Here is a 21,977-nt window from a genome sequence, read left to right on the forward strand (position 1 = left end):
TAGATGTTCCGGCGAGAGGGAAAGAATCTGCCATCCATTATCCCACACAGCCGTCATTGGACAGCGTCCAGTACTCAGTTAGCCACTCGCCTAGTACGCCGAACACCGTGAGTCGCCCAGGACACTGCCCTGAACCTCTCCTTCCCATTTTGGATTGCCAAGGCCCGCGAACTGTGGTGCTCGTCACATTCAGGCTCAGGAGCTAGCGCGACAATTTGCTGGTGCAAGTAGAGTCTCTCGTCCGTGAACTGCAGGGCTTCCTGGCCGACCACCGAGACGCAGTTGTCCTGGAGGATGGCGGTGTAGCTTTTGACTTAGATCGCGCGCGATATTCCATCTCTTCGAAGCACGGCAAGTGCTTGCTCCATCTATGGTCGGAGGAGCGGAATGCGGTGCGTCGTGTGCTGGACATGGACCGCCGCAACGGAGTTGTGCGCCTGGCGGTATTGCGCTTCGGGCAAACCCGCCCCTCCACCCTGGAAATCTGCTGGGAACGCGATCGGCGGACGCCCACCGCCCGGAAGGCGGCACGTGAGAGGTACGAGCATGTACTGCAGCGGGCATTGCAACGCTGTTTGCCGGACCTGAACCTGGTGCGGCTGAGTTCGGCCATGGACCTGGAGCACTGCTTTGGTCCGGTGTATGCGCGTGGCGTGCTGCGCAAGGGCCGCTCGGCTTTCGCGGTCCTGGGCGTGAACTCAGAAGAAATGCAGGCATCGATTGATGCGGCGCTTACGTTCGGCATCCTGTGGCTAGATAGGTGCCGGCAGTCGGAGCCTGCAAACATCCTGGTGGAGGGGTTGAAACTGATAGTGCCGCCGGGGACCTCGGGCGTTATCCGCGAGCGTATGGCGCATCTTGACCAGGATGCCGCCAAATGGCAACTGTTCGAAATGGACGAGCGTGAGCCATCGCTGCAAGAGCTTGATCCAAAAGATCGCGGGAACCTGGACACTCGGTTGCTGCAATGCAGTAACCCGGCTTCGGCTGAGGAGAGGTTTGCCGAATCCATGTCCCGAATGCGCGAGCTGTGCATTGGGGCAGAAATGGCCGTCATCTCGCCAGCAGAAATTGGGTTTCGTTATCACGGGTTGGAGTTTGCGCGGGCGCGCCTGGCCACTCAAGCCAACTCATTCCGCTATGGCCAGGAAATTGTGTTTGGGGTAGCAGGCGCTGAAACCGTCTTGACCGAAGAAAATATCGAAGAATTTAAACGGATGCTGCTGACTTTGGTGGACGCTCGCCAAGCCGATGGAAGTCGGAACCAACCGCTATGGCGGATACACCCCGAGCGCTGGCTCGAGTCGCTAGTCAGGCGCGATGTGCGAGCGGTTGATGGAGCGCTGGAAGCGTCGCCGGTCTATAGCCAGGTGCCGGCCTTTTCAGCGTCAGACCGGGCGATGATTGACCTGTTGGCCGCCACCCGGGAGGGCCGCCTGACCGTGCTTGAACTCAAGGCAGACGAAGATATCCATTTGCCTCTCCAGGGGGTGGACTATTGGGCGCGAGTGCAATGGCATCATGCCCGCGGCGAGTTTACCCGCTTCGGCTATTTTCCTGGACGTGAACTGTCAGCGGAGTCGCCTCGATTGGTGCTGGTGTCTCCGGCGTTGCACGTCCATCCTGCGTCTGACACGGTTCTTCGCTACCTAACTCCGGAAATTGACTGGATGCTGGTTGGGGTGCAGGAACAGTGGCGGGAAGCCGTGCGGGTGGTGTTCCGAAAACGGCCATCAGATCTGCGGCAAGCCATGGTAGCAGCCGACTGACATTGGCAGGGCCGCCAAACTACCGTCTAGTCCTTCCACGCGCCTAGCAGACGGCGGATCAAGACCAATTCTCCCAGGTGATAGGCATTGTGGTCGGCTACCAGCATGGCCTCGCGCAGTAACGTCTGGCCGTCGCCCCAGGGGATCTTGGCGAACAAATCGTTCTGGGGATCTTCAACCAGGTTCTGCATGGCCCGCAGATCAGCGCGAAAAGCTTTGATGCTCTCGTCCCACGCAGTTTCGCTGGGAGGCGCATCGCTTTTTGGCCAATATCCCTTTGGCCACTCCGCCGACACGTGCTTGCGGTTGCGGCTGAATTCGAGGATGTCCCACTGAGCCAATCTCAGGTGTTCCAATAGTCGCCAGGCAGTGTGGGGCTGGCCTCCAGGTTTTTTCCCACGCAGGGAAACCGGAAAATCTGCAATCGCCTGGTCGAACGTGGCGTGCGCGCCACCACCTTTGAGCAGGTACAGCAGATGCTCGCGCAGGGCACGGTCGGAATTACCTTTAGATTTCATGATTACTCCCAGGTTGTTCTGAAATAGACGGGCCCACGTTTGCGGTGGAAACTGGCATGGCGTTCTCCGGTTTCTCGCCGCGGTAAACGCGTGAAATGCCGCGAACTATGCGCCGCAGCGGCAAAGTCCCCTTTTCATCCGCGAGGAATATCTCGCCCACACGGCTGCTGCGGTAGTACCAGCGCTTTAGTATCGCCAAATGTTCCATGCGTTCGATGGCCGACGAGGGTACGGCGGCTGGAAAAGCCCCAAGCGCATCCTGCAGGCGCGATTCCATGGACTGAGATTTCCCCGCCTGTTCGGCGGATGGGGCGACGGCAAAGGTGATCGGGCCAGAAAGGCAGCTGGCCTCCACCCGAAAGATCGCGACAGAGCCTGCCTCGGCTGAGCGCTGAACCATGACTGCCGCGAGCCGGTCGAGGCGCCGGACGATTTCAGGACGCTGGTTGAGAACAGGTGCAAGCTTTTCCAGGCGTGTGTGAGTGGCAGCCGCGGTTTCAAACTCCAGGCTGCCGGAGGCCTGATCGCGTGCCGTCGAGAGCTCCCGCACCAACGAGTGTCCGCCGCTGTCGAAGTAGGCCTGCACCCGGGCCACTTCCGCGCGGTATTCATCGTCCGTGCAGCCGCGGAAGCAAGGCGCCAGGCACATCTTCATTTCCGAGTAAATGCAGCCCGGGAAAGCTGGATCGGGATGAAGCTCATCCACACAGCGGCGCATTTTGAAGAAATCGAGGGAATCATTGGCGAATTTTTCCGCCGCCGCGCGGGAGGCGAACGGTCCGTAATAAAAAGAGCGGCCCCCGAGCTTGCCGAGGCGCGTGGTGATGGAGGCGCGTGGGTAAGCATTCTCCATGTGCATCCGGACCAGCGGGGCAAAACGGAACTTCATCCGCCTGCCATAACTCTCTGGAAATGTGCGGCGGAGAACCTGATAAAGCAGGAGCCCGGATTCAAATTCGGAACCGCTCGCCGTGAACTCAATGTGTGCGACTCGAGCCCGCAAATTCAGTCGGCGGCTTGGCTCATCGGGGCGGCCCAGAAGGCGAATCAGTCGGCGGCGCAGGTTTGCTGTTTTGCTGACATACGGCTCCTGCCCAGGCTCGCTCGCCCACAACATGAAGACCGCCGGGCCGGCCGGCACAGCGGCAAAGATCTCGGCATCGCGTTCCGGGACGAACTCGAGCCGATGAGCGAGCATGCTTCAGTTAACCACACAGGGCCCGAGGAACACAGTTAGACAAGATGCTTCGCCACAAAGGACACGAAGTAGCACGAAGGAGTTTTGTCTTTAACCACAGAGGGCACAGAAGAAAACAGAGGTAAATCGAGAAACAAACAATCGCTAATCCAGAGGGCCAAGTCTCCCAAATTTTAGAATCCTTTGTGATCCTTCGTGCCCTTTTTGGTGAAGGTGTCTTGTGTTTCTGTGTTCCTCTGTGCCCTCTGTGGTTGATTTGGTTTTTATCTGAAGCTGGCGTTGCGGAATTTCTCGCGATAGTCCTGGCCCTCCAGCTTCACAATCCGGCACATTTCGTGAAGCCGAGAACGCATGCGCTCTCCAATACGATCGCCAAGGGTCTCGCCGCGGGCGGCATCATCTGCGGCTTCGCGGCTGCGGCTGCTGAGATTTCCGCGGGCCTCTCGCGCCGGCAGATTGGGAAAGTTGGTCGTAATAATGGTAGTGCGATTGTTGTTATAGCGGGTGTTCAGGATCAAGCTGACGGTATCCCATACCCACTCTGTGGGCTTCACCGCTCCCAATTCGTCTAATACCAGCACTTCGGTCTCAAAAACTGGCTGCAGGACCTGGAGTTCGGTGGCCTGCACCGAGCTGTTATAGGAATTTTGAATTTGCTTCAGCAATTCGCGGTAGTCGTAGAACAGACACGCAATGCCTTTGGTGGTGAGCAGCTCTTTGATGATGCCGACGGCCAGATGAGTCTTGCCGACCCCGATACTGCCAATCAAAAGCAAGCCGGTAGTATCCACGGGATACTCTTCAACAAACTTGCAGGCCGCCATGCGGGCCGGAGCAAGCTTGCCATGTGGTCCTTCGAACTCGAAGTTCGAAAGCTCGCAGTGTTCATAACGTTTGGGGATACGCGCCTGCTGCAGCAATCGCTCGCGGCGGTCACGGACGGCGCAGTCACAGCGCGTAACCCTGCGCGCGTTCGTCGAGCCGGAGGCCGATTGCGCCGCTAATTCGACGCTTGCGAGCGCCTTCCAGCCAGTTCCATCACAAACGGGACAAACGTCGAGGGAGGCCTTCATGAACTATGTGGGTATTTTTTCGGTCAATGTGACTGTGCACCAGCACGACGGTAACACGCAAGGACAAAGCAGCGACCTTCTGTGTACAACTTGTGGACTTGTGCTCCGAGTTGTGGAATACGAAGTCTCAGTACTGCTTGACACATGAACCGAGGAAGAAACCTGACATAAAGGTGAAACAGTATGGCAAGAGGCTCTCCCAATGAGCCTTGCGGTAGCGACTAAGTGGCTAATTTCTGACTACATACATTGCGCTGGCGAGCTCCGGCTTGGCAGAAGGATTGCCCATGCTCCCATGGCCGAAGGTCATCCTGCCTTGGTCGCCTCACAAAATGAGGTGAGCTGCAGCACAACCGGGGATTAAGGTTTGGCTTCTAAACGGAGCGTCATGACCGAACGTCAGTGACAAAAATTGTCAGGAGTGCCATGGCAGTTTCGCCAGTCAATTTGCGGCAAATGGTGGGATTCACGGTCAACACGGCTCCGGCTGGAGCAGCCGAGCGCGATCTCCAAGCGGGCTTTTTGGAGTTCCTGGAGCCTCTGCACAGGCGGTTCACTCCCGGGCAGCAATTTCTTATTGAAAAGCGCCTTCAAGCCCTGGCTGACGCGCATCGCGGCCGCTTGCCGAATCACTTGCCGCCCTCGGAAGCCACCAAGGGCGACTGGCGTATCGGGTTGCCGGAATGGTGCGCCGACCAGCGCAACCAGATGACCGGCCCCGCAGATGACGCGGAGCTTGTGGTCAAAATGCTCAACTCCGGCGCACCCGGAGTGATGCTCGACCTCGAAGACTCCACGGCCAACGAATGGGGACACCAACACCTGGGAGTAGAAAATATCCTCGAAGCCCTCCGTGGCAAGCTGACCTACTTCGATAAGAAGCGCAATCAGGTAGTGGGCATCAAGCCCAGTAAGACGGTCATCTGGATACGGCCTCGGGGATTGCACATCAGCCAGGGTGGAGTTTTCGGGGATGAGCCGGTTGCAGCCTCGCTGTTCGACGTAGCCAGCATCGTGTACCGGATTGACCCGAGCGAGCTGAAGCACCCGCTCGCTATCTACATTCCCAAGTCAGAATCCGCAGAGGAGGCGCTTTGGTGGCGAGACCTGTTTCAAGCGCTGGCCGAAGCTCGCGGTCTGCCGCATGACTTTATTAAGTGCATGGCCCTGGTGGAGTCACATCCGTTGGCATACCAGATGGAGGAGTTCCTCTTCAATCTACGCGAGCACATCCTGGGGTTGAATCTGGGCCGCTGGGACTACATGGCCAGCCTGATCCACTTCAATTTGAACGATCCCGAATGGGTGCTTCCGGATCGCAACACCATTCCCCACGATGTGTCGTTCTTCCAGCGGCTGCGGGAGTTGTTGCCGGAAATTTGTCACAAACGCAGAGCACTTGCGATTGGCGGCATGACCGCCCTTTATCCAAGCCGCGAAGATGCCGAGCTGAATGCCCGCGCTCTGGCGGGTCTGGCAAAAGACAAGAAGAACGAGGCCGATTCCCTAATGGATGGCGCCTGGACCGGCCATCCCGACCAGAACCAGATTGCCATTGAACAGTTTCCCAATCCTAACCAGATAAACGTGCGTCGGCCCGGGGCGGAACGGTATCCGGACTTGCGACCAGCTCCCACAGGCGTCGGGCAGAAGACCCTGGCCGGCACTCGGGCCGCAATTCGCACCGTGATTCGCTATCGCAACGGGGTGCTGAATGGCAAAGGCGCCAGCCTGCTCGACGGCTACATGGAAGATTTGGCAACAGACCGCATCTACAGATTGATGCTGGCGCAGCGCATGAAGCACGGCCGCGCCGCGGAAGTGAAAGATGAATCGGGGAACCTGGTGGAGCACACGCCAGAACTGATCCACGGACTTTTTGATGAAGAGCTGGAAAAGATCATTGCCAATCCGGCCCGCGCTGACCTGGGAACGCCGGAAACATTCCGCGAAGCGCGACGCATCAGTGAGGCGATGGTAGTAAATGGCGAGTTCGACCCAGTTTGAGGACCGCGTCTAGCGCGGAGAGTGTAAGGAAAGAAAGGAAGTACCAACGTGGCAACTAACGGAAAGAATGTCAACGGAAAGAATGGCAATGGAAAGAACGGCAATGGAAAGACCAGCTCGGACTGGACCACCGCGAAAAGATGGCTAGGCGTGATGCGTCCCTACAGCGCGGAAGACGTCGCTCGGATCAGCGGCTCGGTTCATATCGAGCACACGCTGGCGCGTATGGGAGCGGAGCGGTTATGGGACATGCTGCAAAACGAGTCCCACGTTACGGCGCTCGGCGCAATGACGGGAAACCAGGCAATCCAGCAAGTGCAGGCCGGTTTGAAAGCCATTTACGTCAGCGGCTGGCAAGTGGCGGCGGACGCGAATAATGCCGGGCAGATGTATCCCGATCAGAGTTTGTACCCAGCGGACAGCGTGCCCAACGTGGTACGACGTATCAATAATGCGCTGCAGAGAGCCGATGAGATCCACAACGCCCAGGGAAACAACACCACGAACTGGTTCGCACCCTTGATCGCTGATGCAGAAGCCGGCTTCGGCGGGTGTTTGAATGCCTTCGAGTTGATGAAGGGAATGATTGAAGCGGGCGCTGCTTGCGTCCATTTCGAGGACCAGCTTTCGTCAGCGAAGAAGTGCGGGCACTTGGGCGGGAAAGTATTGGTGCCTACCAGTGAAGCGATCCAGAAATTGGTGGCGGCCCGATTGGCGGCGGATGTTATGGGTGTGCCTACCTTGATCCTGGCACGGACGGACGCCAACAGCGCCCGCCTTTTAACCAGCGATATTGACCCGCGCGACCGCGAATTTCTTTCAGGCGGGCGCACCGCCGAGGGTTTTTACAATATCCGCGGAGGATTGGAATCCGCTATCGCTCGCGGTATTGCTTACGCTCCTTATGCGGACCTGATTTGGTGCGAGACCGCCGAACCCAATCTTGAAGAGGCGCGGCGATTCGCAGACGCGGTGCAAGCCCACTTCCCCAGTAAATTGCTGGCGTACAACTGCTCACCATCATTTAATTGGAAGAAGAAGCTGGACGACGCCACGATTGCGCGCTTCCAGACTGAGCTTGCGGCTATGGGTTACAAGTTCCAGTTCATTACGCTGGCGGGTTTCCACGCCTTAAATCTGAGCATGTTCGAGCTGGCACGAGGATTCAAAGACAACGGAATGACGGCCTACTCCCGTCTGCAGGAGAAGGAGTTCAACCGGGAGAAGGGCTACGGCTACGAGGCGGTGAAACACCAGAGTTTTGTGGGTACGGGATATTTCGACCAGGTGGCGCAGATCATTGCCGGTGGAGCATCATCCACTCTGGCGTTGAAGGGGTCAACCGAGCAGGAGCAGTTCGAGGAAGCCATTCTGCCCCCTCCGGTTACCGCCACCACGCCCGCGAAGCGAGTGGCCTAAAGCCTTAGCCGCATACAAATCTTCTGAATTGCTGGCACCACGGACAGGTGGAACTTTCATCCAACCACCTGCGCCATGGATCGCTACCTCTGTATTCACGCCCATTTCTACCAACCACCCCGCGAAAACCCGTGGTTAGAGGCCATCGAGGTCCAGGACTCCGCATACCCCTATCACGATTGGAATGAACGAATCACTGCGGAGTGTTATGCGCCGAATTCGGCCGCGCGGATTCTAGACAGCGAAGGTCACATCGCCAAAATCGTAAATAACTATTCGCGTATCAGCTTCAACTTCGGCCCAACCCTGCTTTCCTGGATGGAAGACTCCGCCCCGCAGGTTTATGAGCAGATTCTGAACGCGGATGAGGAAAGTCAAAACTCGTTCTCCGGCCACGGCTCTGCACTTGCGCAAGCTTACAACCACATGATCCTGCCGCTGGCAACGCGGCGCGACAAATATACCCAGATTCTGTGGGGCATTCGCGATTTCGAAAAACGGTTCGGGCGTTTTCCCGAAGGCATGTGGTTGCCGGAGACAGCTGTAGATGTGGAAACGCTGGAGGTGCTGGCTGAGCTTGGAATCCGGTTCACCATCCTCGCGCCTCACCAGGTGCGGCAGGTGCGCAAGATCGGAGGGCAGCGCTGGCGCAATGTGGAAGGCGCCAGGATTGATCCCACACGCGCGTATGTCATGCCTCTTCCTTCGGGACGAAGCATCAATCTGTTCTGTTACGACGGGCCGATCTCGCGCGCCGTAGCGTTCGAAGGCCTGCTCTCGAATGGGGAGCACTTCGCCCAGAGACTCATGAGCGGTTTTTCCGACTCTCGCCGCTGGCCGCAACTGATGAACATCTCCACCGACGGCGAAACTTACGGCCATCATCACGTGCATGGTGACATGGCGCTCGCCTATGCCTTGGAATATATCGAGTCGAACAAGCTCGCTCGCATCACGAATTACGGCGAATATCTCGAGAAGCATCCGCCCGTGCACGAGGTGGAGATCATTAACAATACCTCCTGGAGCTGTGCCCACGGAGTGGAGCGCTGGCGAAGCGATTGCGGATGCAATTCAGGTGGGCACGCAGACTGGCGCCAACACTGGAGGGCACCACTCCGCCAGGCGCTCGACTGGCTGCGTGATAGCCTGGCCGGGCCTTATGAGCAGAGGGCGCGCGAGTATCTCAAAGTTCCGTGGGCGGCGAGAGATGAATACGTCAACGTGGTATTGGATCGCTCGCGGCGGTCGCGGCAAGGGTTTCTCGAGCGACATGCCGCGCGCCAGCTCACCCTTGACGACGAAGTGGTCGTCTGGAAGCTGCTGGAAATGCAACGCCACGCCATGCTGATGTACACGAGTTGCGGCTGGTTTTTTGATGAGCTCTCGGGAATCGAGACCGTGCAGGTGATCATGTATGCGGGACGGGCCATCCAGCTGGCACGGGAAACCCTGGGACAAGACTTCGAGCCGGAGTTTCTAAATCGGTTGCGGCAGGCCAAGAGCAATCTGCCGGCGTACTCTGACGGTGCTCTGATTTACCAGATATGGGTCAAGCCGGCGAAGCTTGATCTACTCAAAGTTGCAGCTCATTTTGCGATAAGTTCGCTGTTCGATCACCACGCGGAAGAGAGCTCTATCTATTGCTATCAGGTCACAGTGCGGCACAGACGGCCATTGCAGTCCGGCCGCCTCAGGCTGGAACTCGGCCACGCAGATGTTTGCTCCAAAATTACGCAGGAGACTAGCGCCTTTACCTATGGAGTTCTGCATTTCGGCGATCACAACATCAACGCCGGAGTAAGGAACTTTCAGGGGCAGGAGGCTTATCGGAATACGCTGCAGGAAGTGTCAGCAGCGTTTAATCGGACCGATGTGGCCGAATCACTGCGCCAATTGGACAAGCACTTTGCTGGTGCCGGCTACACCCTGAAATCGCTGTTCCGCGATGAGCAGCGCCGCATCGTGCGGCAAATCCTGGACACCAGCCTCACCGAGGCGGAGGCCAACTATCGGCAGATTTACGAGAGCGATGGCCCGCTTCTGAGGTTCCTGAGCGAAATCAAAGTGCCGCGTCCAAAAGTGCTGCACATGACCGCCGAATTTGTGTTGAACAGCAATCTGCGACACGCGTTTGAGGCTGAAGAATTGGATTTGGGTAATATCGCAGGCCTCATGGATTCGGTGGCGCGCGAGGAAGTAACCCTCGACAACGCTGGTCTGGCGTACACCCTGAAGAACAGGCTCTCCGCGATAGCCGACGAGTTGACGAAGGACCCCCAGAACCCCGCGCTGCTCGATCGTTTTGAAGCTGCAGTGCGGCTCGCACGCGCCTTACCGTTTGAAGTTGACTTGTGGAAAGCGCAAAACGTCTGCTATCAGCTGGCACGGCAGGTGTTAGCGGGGACAGGATGCGAGGAGCGCGATGAACGGTTGCGGCGCTGGGTCAAGATCTGCGAACTGCTGGGCGTTCGATGCGAAGCTTCCACTGAGGACCTTTCCCTGAAACCCTTGCCAGTAGCGGCCTAGAATAGAATTTCGCCGCCGAAATGCTACTTTCTTACGCGCGCATTTTGAACCGGAAGTGGTGCAACTGAGACCGCGCATAACGCCGCTGGATGCGCCTTTCCAATGACCGGTAGTTGCAAACGGGCATCCGGAGCCGATTTTCACAGTTGACAACCGCCCACAGGCAGAGCTTAATAGCGGGCACAGGTCCCAAGCTCACATCTATAGCGCGGTACAGGGCAGAAGCGGGCCTGTTCAGGAGCGAAGATGAACAAAGCGGATCTAATCGATAAAATTGCGGCTGGTTCCCGCATCAATAAAACCCAGGCAGCCGCTGCCATTGATACGCTGGTTGATAGTGTTACCGGCGCTCTGCGCAAAGGAGATCGGGTAGCCCTCGTGGGCTTCGGAACGTTCTCCGTATCGCAGAGAAAAGCCCGCAACGGGCGCAATCCCCAAACCGGCGCCGTGATCAAGATCGCGGCCCGCAAAGTAGCCAAATTCACAGCCGGAGCCGAACTCCGCAAGGCAGTGAATAAGAGCAAATAGTTTAGGTGTTTTTCTGGCGGCAGGGGGTCGGCCCTGCCGCCTTTATTATTTTTGGCGCCCGATGGAAACGTGATCCTGCCGCGTAGGGTTGCCGAGCTGGCGCTCGGCCGCACAGGCGAGGGCGCCTGTGCCCACGTGAGTCCCTCCATCGGCTTGCGTACCCCGCCCTCGGCTGGGCGGCTGAGCGAAGCTCAGCACGTAAGCTGCCCCGGGTTTGCCCGCATCGTTTCGCCTCTTGTAGAATCTAATATTCGGTTCACATTCTGGGAGACTTATGAAAGCCGCCATTCATCCTGATTATCATGAGGTCCGGGTGCACTGCGCCTGCGGCCACAACTTCACCACACGTTCCACGCACCGGGGAGACATCCACGTGGAAATCTGCTCCAGTTGCCATCCCTTCTTTACCGGAAAGCAGAAGCTGGTGGATACGGCTGGCCGTGTCGAGCGTTTCCGCCGCAAGTATGCCAAGGTGGATACCGCAAAGAAGGCCGAAACCGCGAAAAAGTAGTTCGCGAAAGAAGAGACTCGGATCCGTTATTCCGGTGGATGCAGAGGTGTTGGTTCCGAGCTCAAGAGAGTCCCGGCGCTGTCGTACTGACAGAACTACCCGGTTTTTCAAAGGCTGTAAAATAGCTTTGTGCAGAAGTTCTGGGACACTCCGGCAAAATTAACCACAACGGCCGCGGACGAGAGTGCCCGCCCTGAAGCTGTCCCTGCCTGCGTGAACATCGGCGGCATCGAGATCACGCCGGCGACCGTGCTCGCGCCCATGTCCGGGATCACGGACACCGTCTTTCGGAGATTCATCCGCAGTCTGGGTGGCTGCGGCCTCATCATGACCGAGTTCACGTCGGCCGATGGTGTCCTGCGTGATAAGCGCGTACCCCGCCGCTATCTTCACTTTTATGAAGATGAACATCCCATTTCTGCGCAGCTTTTTGGCAGTGATCCGCAGGTAATGGCGGATGCCGCCCGCATGGTGGAAGACCTCGGCTTCGACCTGGTGGACCTGAACCTGGGCTGCCCGGCTAAGAAAGTGGTGAAGTGCAACGGTGGCTCGGGGCTGCTGCGCGATCTGCCCGCGATTGGGCGGATTTTTGAGAAAGTGCGCTCGGCTGTGAAGATCCCCTTCACCGTAAAGTTTCGCGCTGGATGGAGCGATCAGGAGATTGTCTGCGTCGAGCTGGCCAAGATGGCCGAGAGCTGCGGACTTGCCGCGGTGGCCTTGCACGCCCGCACCCGCGAACAGGGCTACAGCGGCCAGGCACGCTGGGAGTGGATCGGCGCGGTCAAGGCGGCGGTAAAGATTCCGGTGATCGGGAATGGCGACGTGCGAATGCCCGAAAATGCTGCGGCCATAGTAGGGCAAACCGGTTGTGATGCGGTAATGATCGGGCGTGCAGCGGCGTCAAATCCGTGGATTTTTCGGCAGATTGCACAATATGGAGAAGCTGGCTGCTACGACCACCCGGGCGAAGCCGATCGCTACCAGTTAATCCGCACCTATTTCCAGATGCTCATCGAAGAAGAAATCCCAGGGGCGACGGGCAAGATGAAGCAGTTCGCTTCCTGGTTTACGCATGGCGTCACCAATGGCGCGTCTTTGCGAAAAGCTGTGTATGAGGCCAGAGCGGAGCGCGAAATTTTGGAGCGGGTGGACGAGTTCTTTCAAGTAAGCGTTTCTTAGTCGGACCACTACACGGGTTTGGCGGTCAGCTTGTTTCCTTCCCTTTCTACATAAGCCCATGGCGTGGTCGGATCGTGGGTGAATACAACCAGCCACTTTTCCGGAATTGCTGCTTGATAAAACCGCTTGCGGCTCTCGATCGTTTCCAGCGGAAAAAGATCGTAGGCCATGACCCAGGTCAGGTCGAGATGTGCTGTGGTCGGGATCAGATCGGAGATGTAGCAGGCTTTCTTGCCGCCGCTCTGGATCATGACCGCCTGCATGTTACGTGTGTGTCCAGGAAACACTTGCACTGAAATTCCGGGCACGATCTCGCGGTCTCCGCGGAGCAATCTCATCTGGCCCGACTCGACCAGCGGGTCGTAATTCTCGCTGATGTAGCTGACGCGGTCGCGTTCCAGTTGCTTGCGCCCATGCTGCCACTCGACTTCTTGTACGTAGTAGGTCGCCTTGGGAAAGGTGGGCACACCGCGGCCGTTCTTACGAAGCGTGTTCCAGCCGCAGTGGTCAAAGTGCAGATGCGTATTGATCACGGTATCTATATCTTCCGGCGCCACCCCGCCCGCGGAAAGGTTATCCAGCAGTTGTGATTTGGGACAGTAAATCTCGGTCATCTTCTCGCCAAGCTTATTGCCCATGCCGGTTTCTATAAGCACGGTATGCGTCCCTGTCCGCACCAACAAAGAATTCATGCCGACTGCCACGCGGTTCTTCTCGTCAGCTTGCATGCGGCGCTGCCACAGCATTTTGGGAACCACGCCGAAGAAAGCGCCGCCGTCGAGGTAGTAGTCGCCGTCAGAGAAGATGCTGAGCTCGAAGTCGCCAAGGGTGAAGCGGTGCACCGATCACTGGCTCCCTTGTGCGGAATGTACGCCCAGATGGCGCTCGAAGTGGTCCTGGATGAGATGGAACAGATGGGTACTGGCGGCCGGGCCGGATATGCCGTGGGTCTTGCCCGGATAAATCATAAAATCGAACTGCTTGCCAGCATTGATCAGCGCGTTCACGAATTGCACCGAGTTCTGGAAGTGAACGTTATCGTCTCCAGTACCGTGCGCCAGCAGCAAGCGCCCGTGGAGTTGCTCAGCAAAGTTAACCGGCGAACTTGTCCGATATCCCTCCGTATTCTCTTGTGGCAAGCCCATATAGCGTTCGGTGTAAATGGAATCGTAATCCAGCCAGTTGGTGACCGGCGCAACCGAAATGCCGGTTTTGAATCGGTCGGTGTGAGTCAGGGCGTACGCAGTCATGAAGCCGCCGTAGCTCCATCCCCACCAGCCGAGCCGAGTGCGGTCAAAAACGGGAAACTGCGCGAGGACCTGGTCAAGCGAAGACAACTGATCTTTGAATTCGACAGCGCCGAAATGATGGCGCACCGCCGTCGCGAATTTCTGACCGCGGCCGCCCATGCCGCGATTGTCAACAATGAGCGTCGCAAAGCCTCGCTTCGCCATGAGCTCGTTGAAGAGAAAATGTTGTCCACCCCATTCGTTCGCAACGTCCTGCGCGTGTGGTCCTCCGTAGGGGTTCATGATCAGAGGAACACTGCCGGGCGAACCGTTCGCCGCTTGCGGCGGCATCAACAGCATGCCGTAGAGAACGGTTCCATCGTCAGCTTTAAAGTTGAGGAACTTGGGGGGAATCAGGTCATAGGCGTCGACGCTGCGCGAGCTCCAGACCTGCTTGCAAGCGCCTTGGGCTGCGCAAAGCGACATTATGTGCGGGGTTAGCACAGCCGAAAAATCGTCGACGTAGTATTTGCCGTCCTCGGAGAATGTGGCCTTGTGAAAGCCTTCTTCACGCGTCACCCGGCTCGGTTGTGATCCATCCAGCTTCACCGAGTAGAGGTGCGATTGCCGGGGATCGTCCTTGTTGGCGGTGAAGTAAATCGTGCCGGTGGCCTCATCCGCCCCAGCCACTCCTGCAACTTCGTATTCCCCGCGCTCCAGTTGGCGCTCGAGTTTGGCATCGGCAGCCAGCGGAGCGGACTTATCGAAGCTGTATAGATATAGATGGGTGTAGCCGTCGCGCCAACTCGACCACAGGAAATGGTCGCCGGATTTGAGCATGCGGACGACCTTGAAGTCATCATGAACTTCCACCCAATTGGGGCTGGTTTCCTCCAACACCCGTCGTGAGTGACCGGAATTGGCGTCAACAAAGTACAACGCAAGCTTGTTCTGAGCGCGGTTGAGTACCTGCACGTAAAGCAGGCCATCGCGCATCCAGCCGAAGCGGGGAATGTAGTTATCCTTGTCCTGGGTTAGTGAGATCCACTTCACCTTGCCGCCTCCCGAAGACACTACGCCCACCCGCACGGTCGGATTCGGGTCCCCCGGGTTGGGATATTTCTCAGGGTCTACGGGCGGATGGAGCTGGAGAAGATCGGTGAGCGGATAGGTGGGCACCGCCTTTTCGTGCATTTGGAGAAATACGATGTGCTTGCCGTTCGGTTCCCAGAAGTAATTGCTGCGCACAGCCAGCTCTTCGGCGTATACCCAATCTACCTCGCCGTTAAGCAGGTTCTCGGCTTCTTCGGAGGACGTTGTTTCTCTGCCGGTGATCTGGTTCTCGTTGCCCTCCGCAATCGCACGAACAAACAGGTTATGTTTCCGGATATAGGCGATGTTTTTACCGTCGGGAGAGAACTTAGGATCGCTGCTGGGCTCTGTCGAAGAGGTCATCTGCACCCCGGTACCGGAATCGAGAGAGTAGTACCAGAGCTGTCCTAGTGAATCGAACAGCAGGTGGCGAGAGTCGGGCGCCCATTGGTAAGCGGCGACTGAGTAACGTTGAATGCGTTCTTTTTCGCGCTCACTTTTCACCCGGCTAATGGGCGGCGCCAAATTAGCCAGCTTCTCCTCGGCGACCAAGACCGCTTTTTGACCGGTGGCGGCGTCAACGTACCAGAGTGCGCCATGCTCCCCCGAATCGTCGCGCTGGACGAAGGAAACCTTGGTATTGTCGGGACTCCATTGGATGGTCTCTGGTCCACGGCCGGTGAGTCCGCCCTCCGCGAATATGTTCTCGATGGTCAATTCTGTCGGGGTGGAAGTCTGATTGGTTTGGGCAACGATAAACCCGGCTAAAAAGAGGAACAAAAAGAAGCTTGCAATAGCTCTCACTGACACTCCTGAAGAATTTTGTGCCCACAGAATGGCGGGCTGGAAAGTGTACACCGGTAAGACAGTGGCGCGCAGCGCGCGATGAGTAGGATTAAAAGGTGAAACTGGCGGCTCGGTAGTTCATCTGAGGAACAGCACCCAGATCCGCACTAACTCGAACGTTGCCATGCCGATACCGACGGCGAAGTATACATTCCTCACGGTATCTTTCCCGGGAAGGGTGGGCAGTGCCACGCCTCGCTGGCGGAACATCACCACCAATGAGGTCTCCTGGTCGAGCATAAAATCAGCGATCGGGCGATGGAAGAACGCCACCATCAACCCTAAAACAAGGCGAGTGACTTCAACCGGCATGGTGTAATCCTAGTTTCATTGACTTACCTTCTCAATCGGTTAAATCGCTGAGTTCTTGATTGAGTACCGGGGAGGACCATCTCGGGACTAACCCGGCGGAGGCGGCGGAGTTGCAGCGTGCTAAAATTGCATTAGCGAATACCCAGCAATGCTTTCCGACCTTCAGAAACTCATTGAGCTACAGCAGGTTGACCGCGAAATCCAGCGGTTGCAAGAGGAAGTGGCCGCCTTGCCCCGGCGAGTGGGGGAGATTGAGGCCAAACTGGCCGACACTAAGGCACAGGTGGACAAGGCGCGAGCCACCATTAAGGCTGACGAGACCACCCGGCGCAAGTTAGAGTCCCAGATACAAGACCAGCAGCAGAAAATATCGAAGTTTCGCGATCAATCCCTCGAAGTTAAAACCAACGAACAATATAAAGCGCTGATGCACGAGATCGGCTTTGCCGAAAAAGAGATTCGCCGCCTCGAAGACCAGATATTGGAAGGCATGCTTGACGTGGACGTCAATGAGAAGGCCCTGAAGATTACCGAAGCGGAATTGAAGGCAGAGACGGCGGAGATCGAGAAAGAGAAGGCGGAAGCCCGCAAGCGCACCGCCGAAGACGAGAAGCAGCTAGCTGAGCTGAATGGCCGGCGGGAAGGACTCCGCAGTGGAATCAATGCCGACGTGCTCCGCCATTACGACCGGGTATTGAAATTCCGCAAGAGCGCCCTTGCCGAAGCTCGCGACCACAAGTGTTCAGTCTGCCAGGTAATGCTGCGGCCGCAAACCTACAATGACGTGCGAACTAACGAGCAGATCATCATGTGCGACTCCTGCCAGCGAATCCTTTACTTCGTTCCTGAGCATGAGGCGCCACCAGCCGAATCGGCTGATCACGTACAAGCGCCAGCCGCGCATTAACAATTCCACTCCCAACGGGCCGTTTCACAGTTTGTAACCCAACCCCCGTATCTCCTTATTGCGTAATCTGCTTCGCCGGCCATCGGCGTTTATGATGGACGCGATGCCGCGGCGCTCCAATACCTCTGAAAACTCTAAACCGGAGGTGGATCTCCCCTCGCTGGTCGTAAATGCCCGCGCGGTGGCACGGCTCCGTGCCGGCCATGTTTGGGTGTACCGATCGGACCTGGTCTCAGCCGAAGGCGTGCCTCCCGGAGCCATGGTGCGGGTGCTCGACCAGAAAAGAAAGTCACTCGGGACGGCCCTCTACAGCAGCTCCTCGCAAATCGCAATCCGCATGATCTCTTCCGGCGCAGTACCGGACCTTCCCGCTTTATTGAGGCAGCGAATCCGAGAAGCACTGGCCTATCGCGAGAAGGTGGTCAGCGGCACTGATGCCTATCGCCTGGTTTTCAGCGAAGCTGATTTCCTTCCCGGGCTGATCGTTGATCGCTATAACGATGTCCTCTCCATGCAGGTCCTCACGCAGGGAATGGACGCGGAGACAGTGCGTGACTCCGTGCTCACCACCCTCGAGGAGCAAATTTCGCCGGCGGGAATTGTGGAGCGCATGGATCCGCGGGTTCGCGAGCTGGAACAACTCCCGCCACTCCAAACCAGGCTGTTGCGTGGGCAGAAGTCAGAAACCATTGTGACCATGAATGGCGTTCACTTCCGTTTTCGTGGTCTGGAAGGCCAAAAGACCGGAGCATTTCTGGACCAACGGGAAAACTATGCCGCTGCGGCACAATACGCCCATGGAGAGGCGCTGGACGTCTTTTGCTACCAGGGCGGATTCGCCCTGCACGTTGCGCCGCGCTGTTCGCAGGTGACCGGCGTTGACAGTTCCCGTGCAGCCTTGGAAGCGGCGGAAGAGAATGCCAAGCTCAACGGAATTGAGCTTGAATGGATGGAGGGCAATGCCTTCGACCTGCTGAAAGACTATTCGGCTGCCGGAAAACAGTACGACACCATTGTCCTCGATCCGCCCGCATTTGCCCGTTCCAAGCAGGCCCTGAATACGGCGTTGCGAGGGTATAAAGAGCTGAATCTGAGGGCCCTCAAGATGCTGCGGCCGGGTGGAACGCTGGTGACTTGCTCCTGTTCCTATCACGTCAGCGAGGCCGATTTCCTGGAAACCGTCTCCTCCTCCGCCGTAGACGCTCACCGTAGCCTGCGGCTGGTAGAGAAGCGCGGCCAAGCAAAAGACCACCCCGTCCTGCTGGGAGTGCCGGAAACGGCCTATCTGAAGTGCCTCATATTCCATGTAAGTCATTGAAAAAATGAGTAAATAACGTATTGACAATACAACACTCATATTTTATGATTCCATCGTAGTCACTATGACATCCAAGGCTTAGCGGCAATGCAAGCCTGGGTTGCCACACAATTTCTGAGCAGGAGGAACGGTTATGACAGTCGTTACGCGTTGGGAGCCTTTCCGTGAGTTTTCTGTACTACAAGACCGTCTCAACCGTCTGTTCCAGGATTCTCTTGGAACGGGACGCGAAGAGACACTAGCCAACAGCGGTGCGTTCGTCCCCGCAGTGGACGTGTATGAGGATGAACACAACGTCACGTTGAAACTGGAAGTTCCGGGAATTGACGAGAAGGACATTGATGTCCGGGTGGAAAACAACACCTTGACGGTGCGCGGTGAACGCAAGTTGGAGAAAGAAGAAAAGGAGGAGAACTTCCATCGTATTGAGAGGTCCTACGGAAGTTTTAGCCGCTCCTTCACCTTGCCATCTACCGTGGATGCGGAGAAGGTCGAAGCCGACTATGACAAGGGCGTGCTGAAGATCCGCCTTGCCAAAAAGGCTGAAGCCAAACCCAAGCAGATCAAGGTGAACATCGGGCAGAAGATGGTTGAAGGAAAAAGCGCGAGCAAAGCCGCCTAAAGCTGCCCTCGCGCAAAATAGAGACATCATACCTGGGAGGCGGAATTGATTTCGTCTCCCTATTTTTTTCAGATTCGAAGGTGCAACTTTCAGCCGAGAAGAGGGAGTCGCGGCAGACTTGAAAGTGCGCGCTGGAAGGCTGAAACTGACAGGCGAAAGTGAGGTCGTCATATGGCGATTCGTTGGGACAAATTCACGCTGAAGGCCCAGGAGGCGGTACAGCGGGCGAGCGATCTGGCCTCGGAGAATGGCAACTCAGAAGTTCTGCCCTTGCATGTCCTGGCAGCGCTGTTAGAAGACCAGGAAGGAATTGTGCCGCCGGTGCTGGAGAAGATCGGTGCCAATCCTCAAACCGTGCTGGGGGAAATACGTCGTGAGCTCGAGCGCTTGCCCAAGGTTTCGGGCGGCGGCGCCATGCAGCCGCACATGTCGGCAGGAATGAACGACGTGCTGGAGCAGGCCTTTAAAGAAGCCAGCAACTTCAAAGATGAATATGTTTCAACCGAACACCTGTTGCTCGCCATGTCACGGGGCGGGCGGGGCTCCGGCTATGAGCGGGCTGCCTCTGACCTTCTCGCCCGCCACGGCGCGAAGCATGACGCCATTCTGAAAGCGCTAACCTCCATCCGCGGCTCGCAAAAAGTTACCGATCAAAATCCAGAGGCCAAATACCAGGCGCTGGAAAAATATGCGCGTGACCTTACTGAACAAGCCCGCCGCGGCAAGCTCGATCCCGTCATCGGACGCGATGAGGAGATCCGTCGCGTGGTGCAGGTTTTATCCCGGCGGACCAAGAACAATCCGGTATTGATTGGTGAGCCCGGCGTGGGCAAGACGGCAATTGTTGAAGGCCTGGCTCAGCGGATCATTTCCGGAGATGTTCCGGAGATTTTAAAAAACAAGCGAGTGGTGGCCCTGGATCTGGGCGCGATGCTCGCCGGCGCCAAGTATCGCGGCGAGTTCGAGGACCGGCTGAAAGCCGTGCTCAAAGAGATCGAAGATTCGCAGGGGCAGATCATCCTGTTCATTGACGAGCTGCATACCCTGGTTGGCGCGGGAGCGGCTGAGGGCGCCATTGATGCTTCGAACATGCTGAAGCCCGCCCTGGCACGCGGGGAACTGCGCGCGATCGGCGCGACCACGCTGAATGAATACCGCAAGTACATTGAAAAAGACGCGGCGCTGGAGCGCAGGTTCCAACCTGTCTATGTGGACGAGCCGACGGTGGAAGACACCATTGCGATTCTCCGTGGCCTCAAGGAGAAGTACGAAGTCCATCATGGCGTGCGCATCAAAGATTCCGCCATCATCGCCGCTGCCACGCTCTCGCACCGTTACATCACCGACCGGTTTCTTCCCGATAAGGCGATTGACCTGATTGACGAAGCCGCGGCATCGCTGCGGATTCAGATCGACTCCATGCCGACGGAGATAGATAAGCTGGAACGACGCGCTATGCAGCTGGAGATCGAGAAGCAGGCACTCAAGCGCGAGGATGACCCTAACTCTCGCGAGCGCCTGGCTGCGGTTGAAAAGGAGCTGGCGCAGATTCGCGAGCAGTCGGACGCCTTGAAGGCGCGCTGGAGGCGCGAAAAGGAATTGATTGATCAAGTCCGCAAGCTCAAGGAGCGCATCGAGCAGCTGCGAATTGAAGAGCAGGCGGCGGAGCGCCGAGGCGATCTCGAACGGGTGGCGCAGATTCGCTATTCAGAAATACGACAGGCGGAAGCTCAACTGGCAAAGCTCAATGAGCAGATGCAAGCCAGTGGAGCCTCGCGCATGCTGAAAGAAGAAGTGGACGAAGAGGACGTGGGCCGAATTGTCTCCAAGTGGACCGGCATTCCGGTATCCAGGATGCTCGAGGGCGAAGTCAAAAAGCTGATCGCCATGGAAGACCGGCTGCGTCAACGGGTGGTCGGACAGGACGAGGCTCTCTCGCGTGTTGCCAATGCAGTACGGAGGTCCCGAGCTGGGTTGAGCGATCCGAAGCGGCCGATTGGCTCCTTTATTTTCCTCGGTCCCACAGGCGTCGGCAAAACCGAATTGGCGCGTGCCCTGGCTGAATTCTTATTCGACGATGAACATGCGCTGATCCGCATTGACATGTCTGAATACATGGAGAGGCACGCGGTGGCGCGGTTGATCGGAGCTCCTCCGGGATATGTAGGCTACGAAGAGGGCGGCCAACTGACAGAACAGGTCCGCCGGCGTCCTTACTCTGTGGTGCTGTTCGACGAGATCGAGAAGGCGCATCCGGAAGTGTTCAACATCCTGCTGCAAGTGATGGATGATGGCCGTTTAACCGATGGCAAAGGCCGGACGGTGGACTTCCGCAACACGGTCATCATTATGACCTCGAACATTGGCTCGGTTTACCTGAGTCCGGAAGCAATGCAAACGGCAGAGGATGTGCAACGCGCCCGGGCGCAGGTGATGGACGCACTGCAATCGAGCTTCAAGCCCGAGTTTCTCAACCGCGTTGACGACATCATCATCTTCAATCCGCTCGGCAAGGAGCAGCTGACCAGGATCGTCGAGCTGCGGCTTGAAGACGTTCGCCGCACGCTGGCAGAACGCAAGATCAGCCTGGAGTTGACCGACCAAGCCAAGGAACTCCTGTTCACGGAAGGCTACGACGTGAATTATGGGGCCCGTCCTTTGAAGCGCGCCATACAACGGCTGATCATGGACCCGCTGGCCCTCAAAATACTGGATGGCGAGGTCTTACACGGCGATCATGTAGTGGTTGATGCTGACATGCGCGAACGGCACATGGTTTTTAAGGTGTCACATCGGGTTGGCGAGAAAGAGCCAGCGGCGAGCAAACGATAATTGCCACGACTTACAGAGAGACGCAGCTTTTCTGCGTCTCTTTTTTGTTTGCAGGTGAACAAAATCCAGCAGCAGAAGTTTCTGAATT

Annotated in this window: 16 protein-coding genes and 1 pseudogene; 11 read left to right on the forward strand and 6 right to left on the reverse strand. The window is 57.2% G+C overall.

Translation table 11 applies throughout. The features are described 5' to 3' along the window. Positions 1-221 precede the first annotated feature (221 nt). Positions 222-1,769, forward strand: coding sequence for a hypothetical protein (locus VFA76_11965; protein ID HZR32553.1), 1,548 nt, complete (start codon positions 222-224; stop codon positions 1,767-1,769). Between the two features lie 26 nt (positions 1,770-1,795). On the opposite strand, the gene VFA76_11970 is transcribed toward VFA76_11965, so the two are convergent. The 3 genes from VFA76_11970 to VFA76_11980 form a co-directional block, all read right to left on the reverse strand. Next, positions 1,796-2,287 (reverse strand): DinB family protein, encoded by a 492-nt coding sequence (locus VFA76_11970; GenBank protein ID HZR32554.1) that lies wholly within the window; start codon positions 2,285-2,287, stop codon positions 1,796-1,798. Then, entirely contained in the window at positions 2,277-3,485 is a 1,209-nt protein-coding gene (locus tag VFA76_11975) for a hypothetical protein (protein ID HZR32555.1), read from the reverse strand. The genes VFA76_11970 and VFA76_11975 overlap by 11 nt, the downstream gene beginning before the upstream one ends. A gap of 263 nt (positions 3,486-3,748) precedes the next feature. Next, the gene (locus VFA76_11980) at positions 3,749-4,558 is read right to left on the reverse strand and encodes an ATP-binding protein (protein ID HZR32556.1); all 810 of its coding nucleotides are present in this window, start codon (positions 4,556-4,558) and stop codon (positions 3,749-3,751) included. Positions 4,559-4,984: 426 nt separating this feature from the next. Here VFA76_11980 and VFA76_11985 point away from each other — a divergent pair, with 426 nt between their 5' ends. The 6 genes and pseudogenes from VFA76_11985 (at position 4,985) to dusB (ending at position 12,731) form a co-directional block, all read left to right on the forward strand. Further along, on the forward strand, positions 4,985-6,565 hold the full coding sequence (locus VFA76_11985; GenBank protein HZR32557.1) for a hypothetical protein: 1,581 nt from the start codon (positions 4,985-4,987) through the stop codon (positions 6,563-6,565). A gap of 48 nt (positions 6,566-6,613) precedes the next feature. Further along, entirely contained in the window at positions 6,614-7,984 is a 1,371-nt protein-coding gene (gene aceA, locus VFA76_11990; protein ID HZR32558.1) for an isocitrate lyase, read from the forward strand. Positions 7,985-8,059: 75 nt separating this feature from the next. Then, entirely contained in the window at positions 8,060-10,513 is a 2,454-nt protein-coding gene (locus VFA76_11995; protein HZR32559.1) for a DUF3536 domain-containing protein, read from the forward strand. A 237-nt stretch (positions 10,514-10,750) separates the two neighbouring features. Beyond that, a pseudogene (locus VFA76_12000) lies at positions 10,751-11,041 on the forward strand (HU family DNA-binding protein). Between the two features lie 274 nt (positions 11,042-11,315). Continuing rightward, positions 11,316-11,552 carry a 50S ribosomal protein L31 gene (gene rpmE, locus VFA76_12005; GenBank protein ID HZR32560.1) on the forward strand — a complete coding sequence of 79 codons (237 nt, stop codon included), beginning with the start codon at positions 11,316-11,318 and terminating at the stop codon, positions 11,550-11,552. A 129-nt stretch (positions 11,553-11,681) separates the two neighbouring features. Then, positions 11,682-12,731, forward strand: a complete 1,050-nt coding sequence (gene dusB / locus VFA76_12010; protein HZR32561.1) for a tRNA dihydrouridine synthase DusB — start codon at positions 11,682-11,684, stop codon at positions 12,729-12,731. Positions 12,732-12,739: 8 nt separating this feature from the next. Here the strand turns inward: dusB and VFA76_12015 are convergent, their stop codons facing one another. From VFA76_12015 to VFA76_12025, 3 genes are all read right to left on the reverse strand, one after another. Next, a complete protein-coding gene (locus tag VFA76_12015) occupies positions 12,740-13,573 on the reverse strand; it encodes an MBL fold metallo-hydrolase (protein ID HZR32562.1) in 834 nt (277 codons plus the stop codon). Positions 13,574-13,576: 3 nt separating this feature from the next. Then, positions 13,577-15,856 carry a DPP IV N-terminal domain-containing protein gene (locus VFA76_12020; GenBank protein HZR32563.1) on the reverse strand — a complete coding sequence of 760 codons (2,280 nt, stop codon included), beginning with the start codon at positions 15,854-15,856 and terminating at the stop codon, positions 13,577-13,579. Between the two features lie 120 nt (positions 15,857-15,976). Further along, a complete protein-coding gene (locus VFA76_12025; protein HZR32564.1) occupies positions 15,977-16,210 on the reverse strand; it encodes a hypothetical protein in 234 nt (77 codons plus the stop codon). Between the two features lie 148 nt (positions 16,211-16,358). On the opposite strand from VFA76_12025, the gene VFA76_12030 reads away from it, so the two are divergent. The 4 genes from VFA76_12030 to clpB all read left to right on the forward strand — a co-directional run bounded on the left by VFA76_12030 (position 16,359) and on the right by clpB (position 21,889). After that, a complete protein-coding gene (locus tag VFA76_12030) occupies positions 16,359-17,117 on the forward strand; it encodes a C4-type zinc ribbon domain-containing protein (GenBank protein HZR32565.1) in 759 nt (252 codons plus the stop codon). A gap of 58 nt (positions 17,118-17,175) precedes the next feature. Beyond that, positions 17,176-18,435 (forward strand): class I SAM-dependent rRNA methyltransferase, encoded by a 1,260-nt coding sequence (locus VFA76_12035; GenBank protein HZR32566.1) that lies wholly within the window; start codon positions 17,176-17,178, stop codon positions 18,433-18,435. 133 nt (positions 18,436-18,568) lie between these two features. Further along, positions 18,569-19,057, forward strand: coding sequence for an Hsp20/alpha crystallin family protein (locus VFA76_12040; protein HZR32567.1), 489 nt, complete (start codon positions 18,569-18,571; stop codon positions 19,055-19,057). A gap of 171 nt (positions 19,058-19,228) precedes the next feature. Further along, positions 19,229-21,889 carry an ATP-dependent chaperone ClpB gene (gene clpB / locus VFA76_12045; GenBank protein HZR32568.1) on the forward strand — a complete coding sequence of 887 codons (2,661 nt, stop codon included), beginning with the start codon at positions 19,229-19,231 and terminating at the stop codon, positions 21,887-21,889. Positions 21,890-21,977: the final 88 nt, after the last annotated feature.

The organism is Terriglobales bacterium, from assembly GCA_035651655.1.
In the GTDB taxonomy this organism is placed as follows: Bacteria; Acidobacteriota; Terriglobia; order Terriglobales; family Acidobacteriaceae; genus DASRFG01.

Bases quoted from the DNA above. Each gene is read 5' to 3' on its own strand.
- VFA76_11970 (HZR32554.1), bottom strand. From the start codon at position 2,287: ATGAAATCTAAAGGTAATTCCGACCGTGCCCTGCGCGAGCATCTGCTG.
- VFA76_11975 (HZR32555.1), bottom strand. From the start codon at position 3,485: ATGCTCGCTCATCGGCTCGAGTTCGTCCCGGAACGCGATGCCGAGATC.
- VFA76_11980 (HZR32556.1), bottom strand. From the start codon at position 4,558: ATGAAGGCCTCCCTCGACGTTTGTCCCGTTTGTGATGGAACTGGCTGG.
- VFA76_11985 (HZR32557.1), top strand. From the start codon at position 4,985: ATGGCAGTTTCGCCAGTCAATTTGCGGCAAATGGTGGGATTCACGGTC.
- VFA76_11995 (HZR32559.1), top strand. From the start codon at position 8,060: ATGGATCGCTACCTCTGTATTCACGCCCATTTCTACCAACCACCCCGC.
- rpmE (HZR32560.1), top strand. From the start codon at position 11,316: ATGAAAGCCGCCATTCATCCTGATTATCATGAGGTCCGGGTGCACTGC.
- VFA76_12025 (HZR32564.1), bottom strand. From the start codon at position 16,210: ATGCCGGTTGAAGTCACTCGCCTTGTTTTAGGGTTGATGGTGGCGTTC.
- VFA76_12030 (HZR32565.1), top strand. From the start codon at position 16,359: ATGCTTTCCGACCTTCAGAAACTCATTGAGCTACAGCAGGTTGACCGC.
- VFA76_12040 (HZR32567.1), top strand. From the start codon at position 18,569: ATGACAGTCGTTACGCGTTGGGAGCCTTTCCGTGAGTTTTCTGTACTA.
- clpB (HZR32568.1), top strand. From the start codon at position 19,229: ATGGCGATTCGTTGGGACAAATTCACGCTGAAGGCCCAGGAGGCGGTA.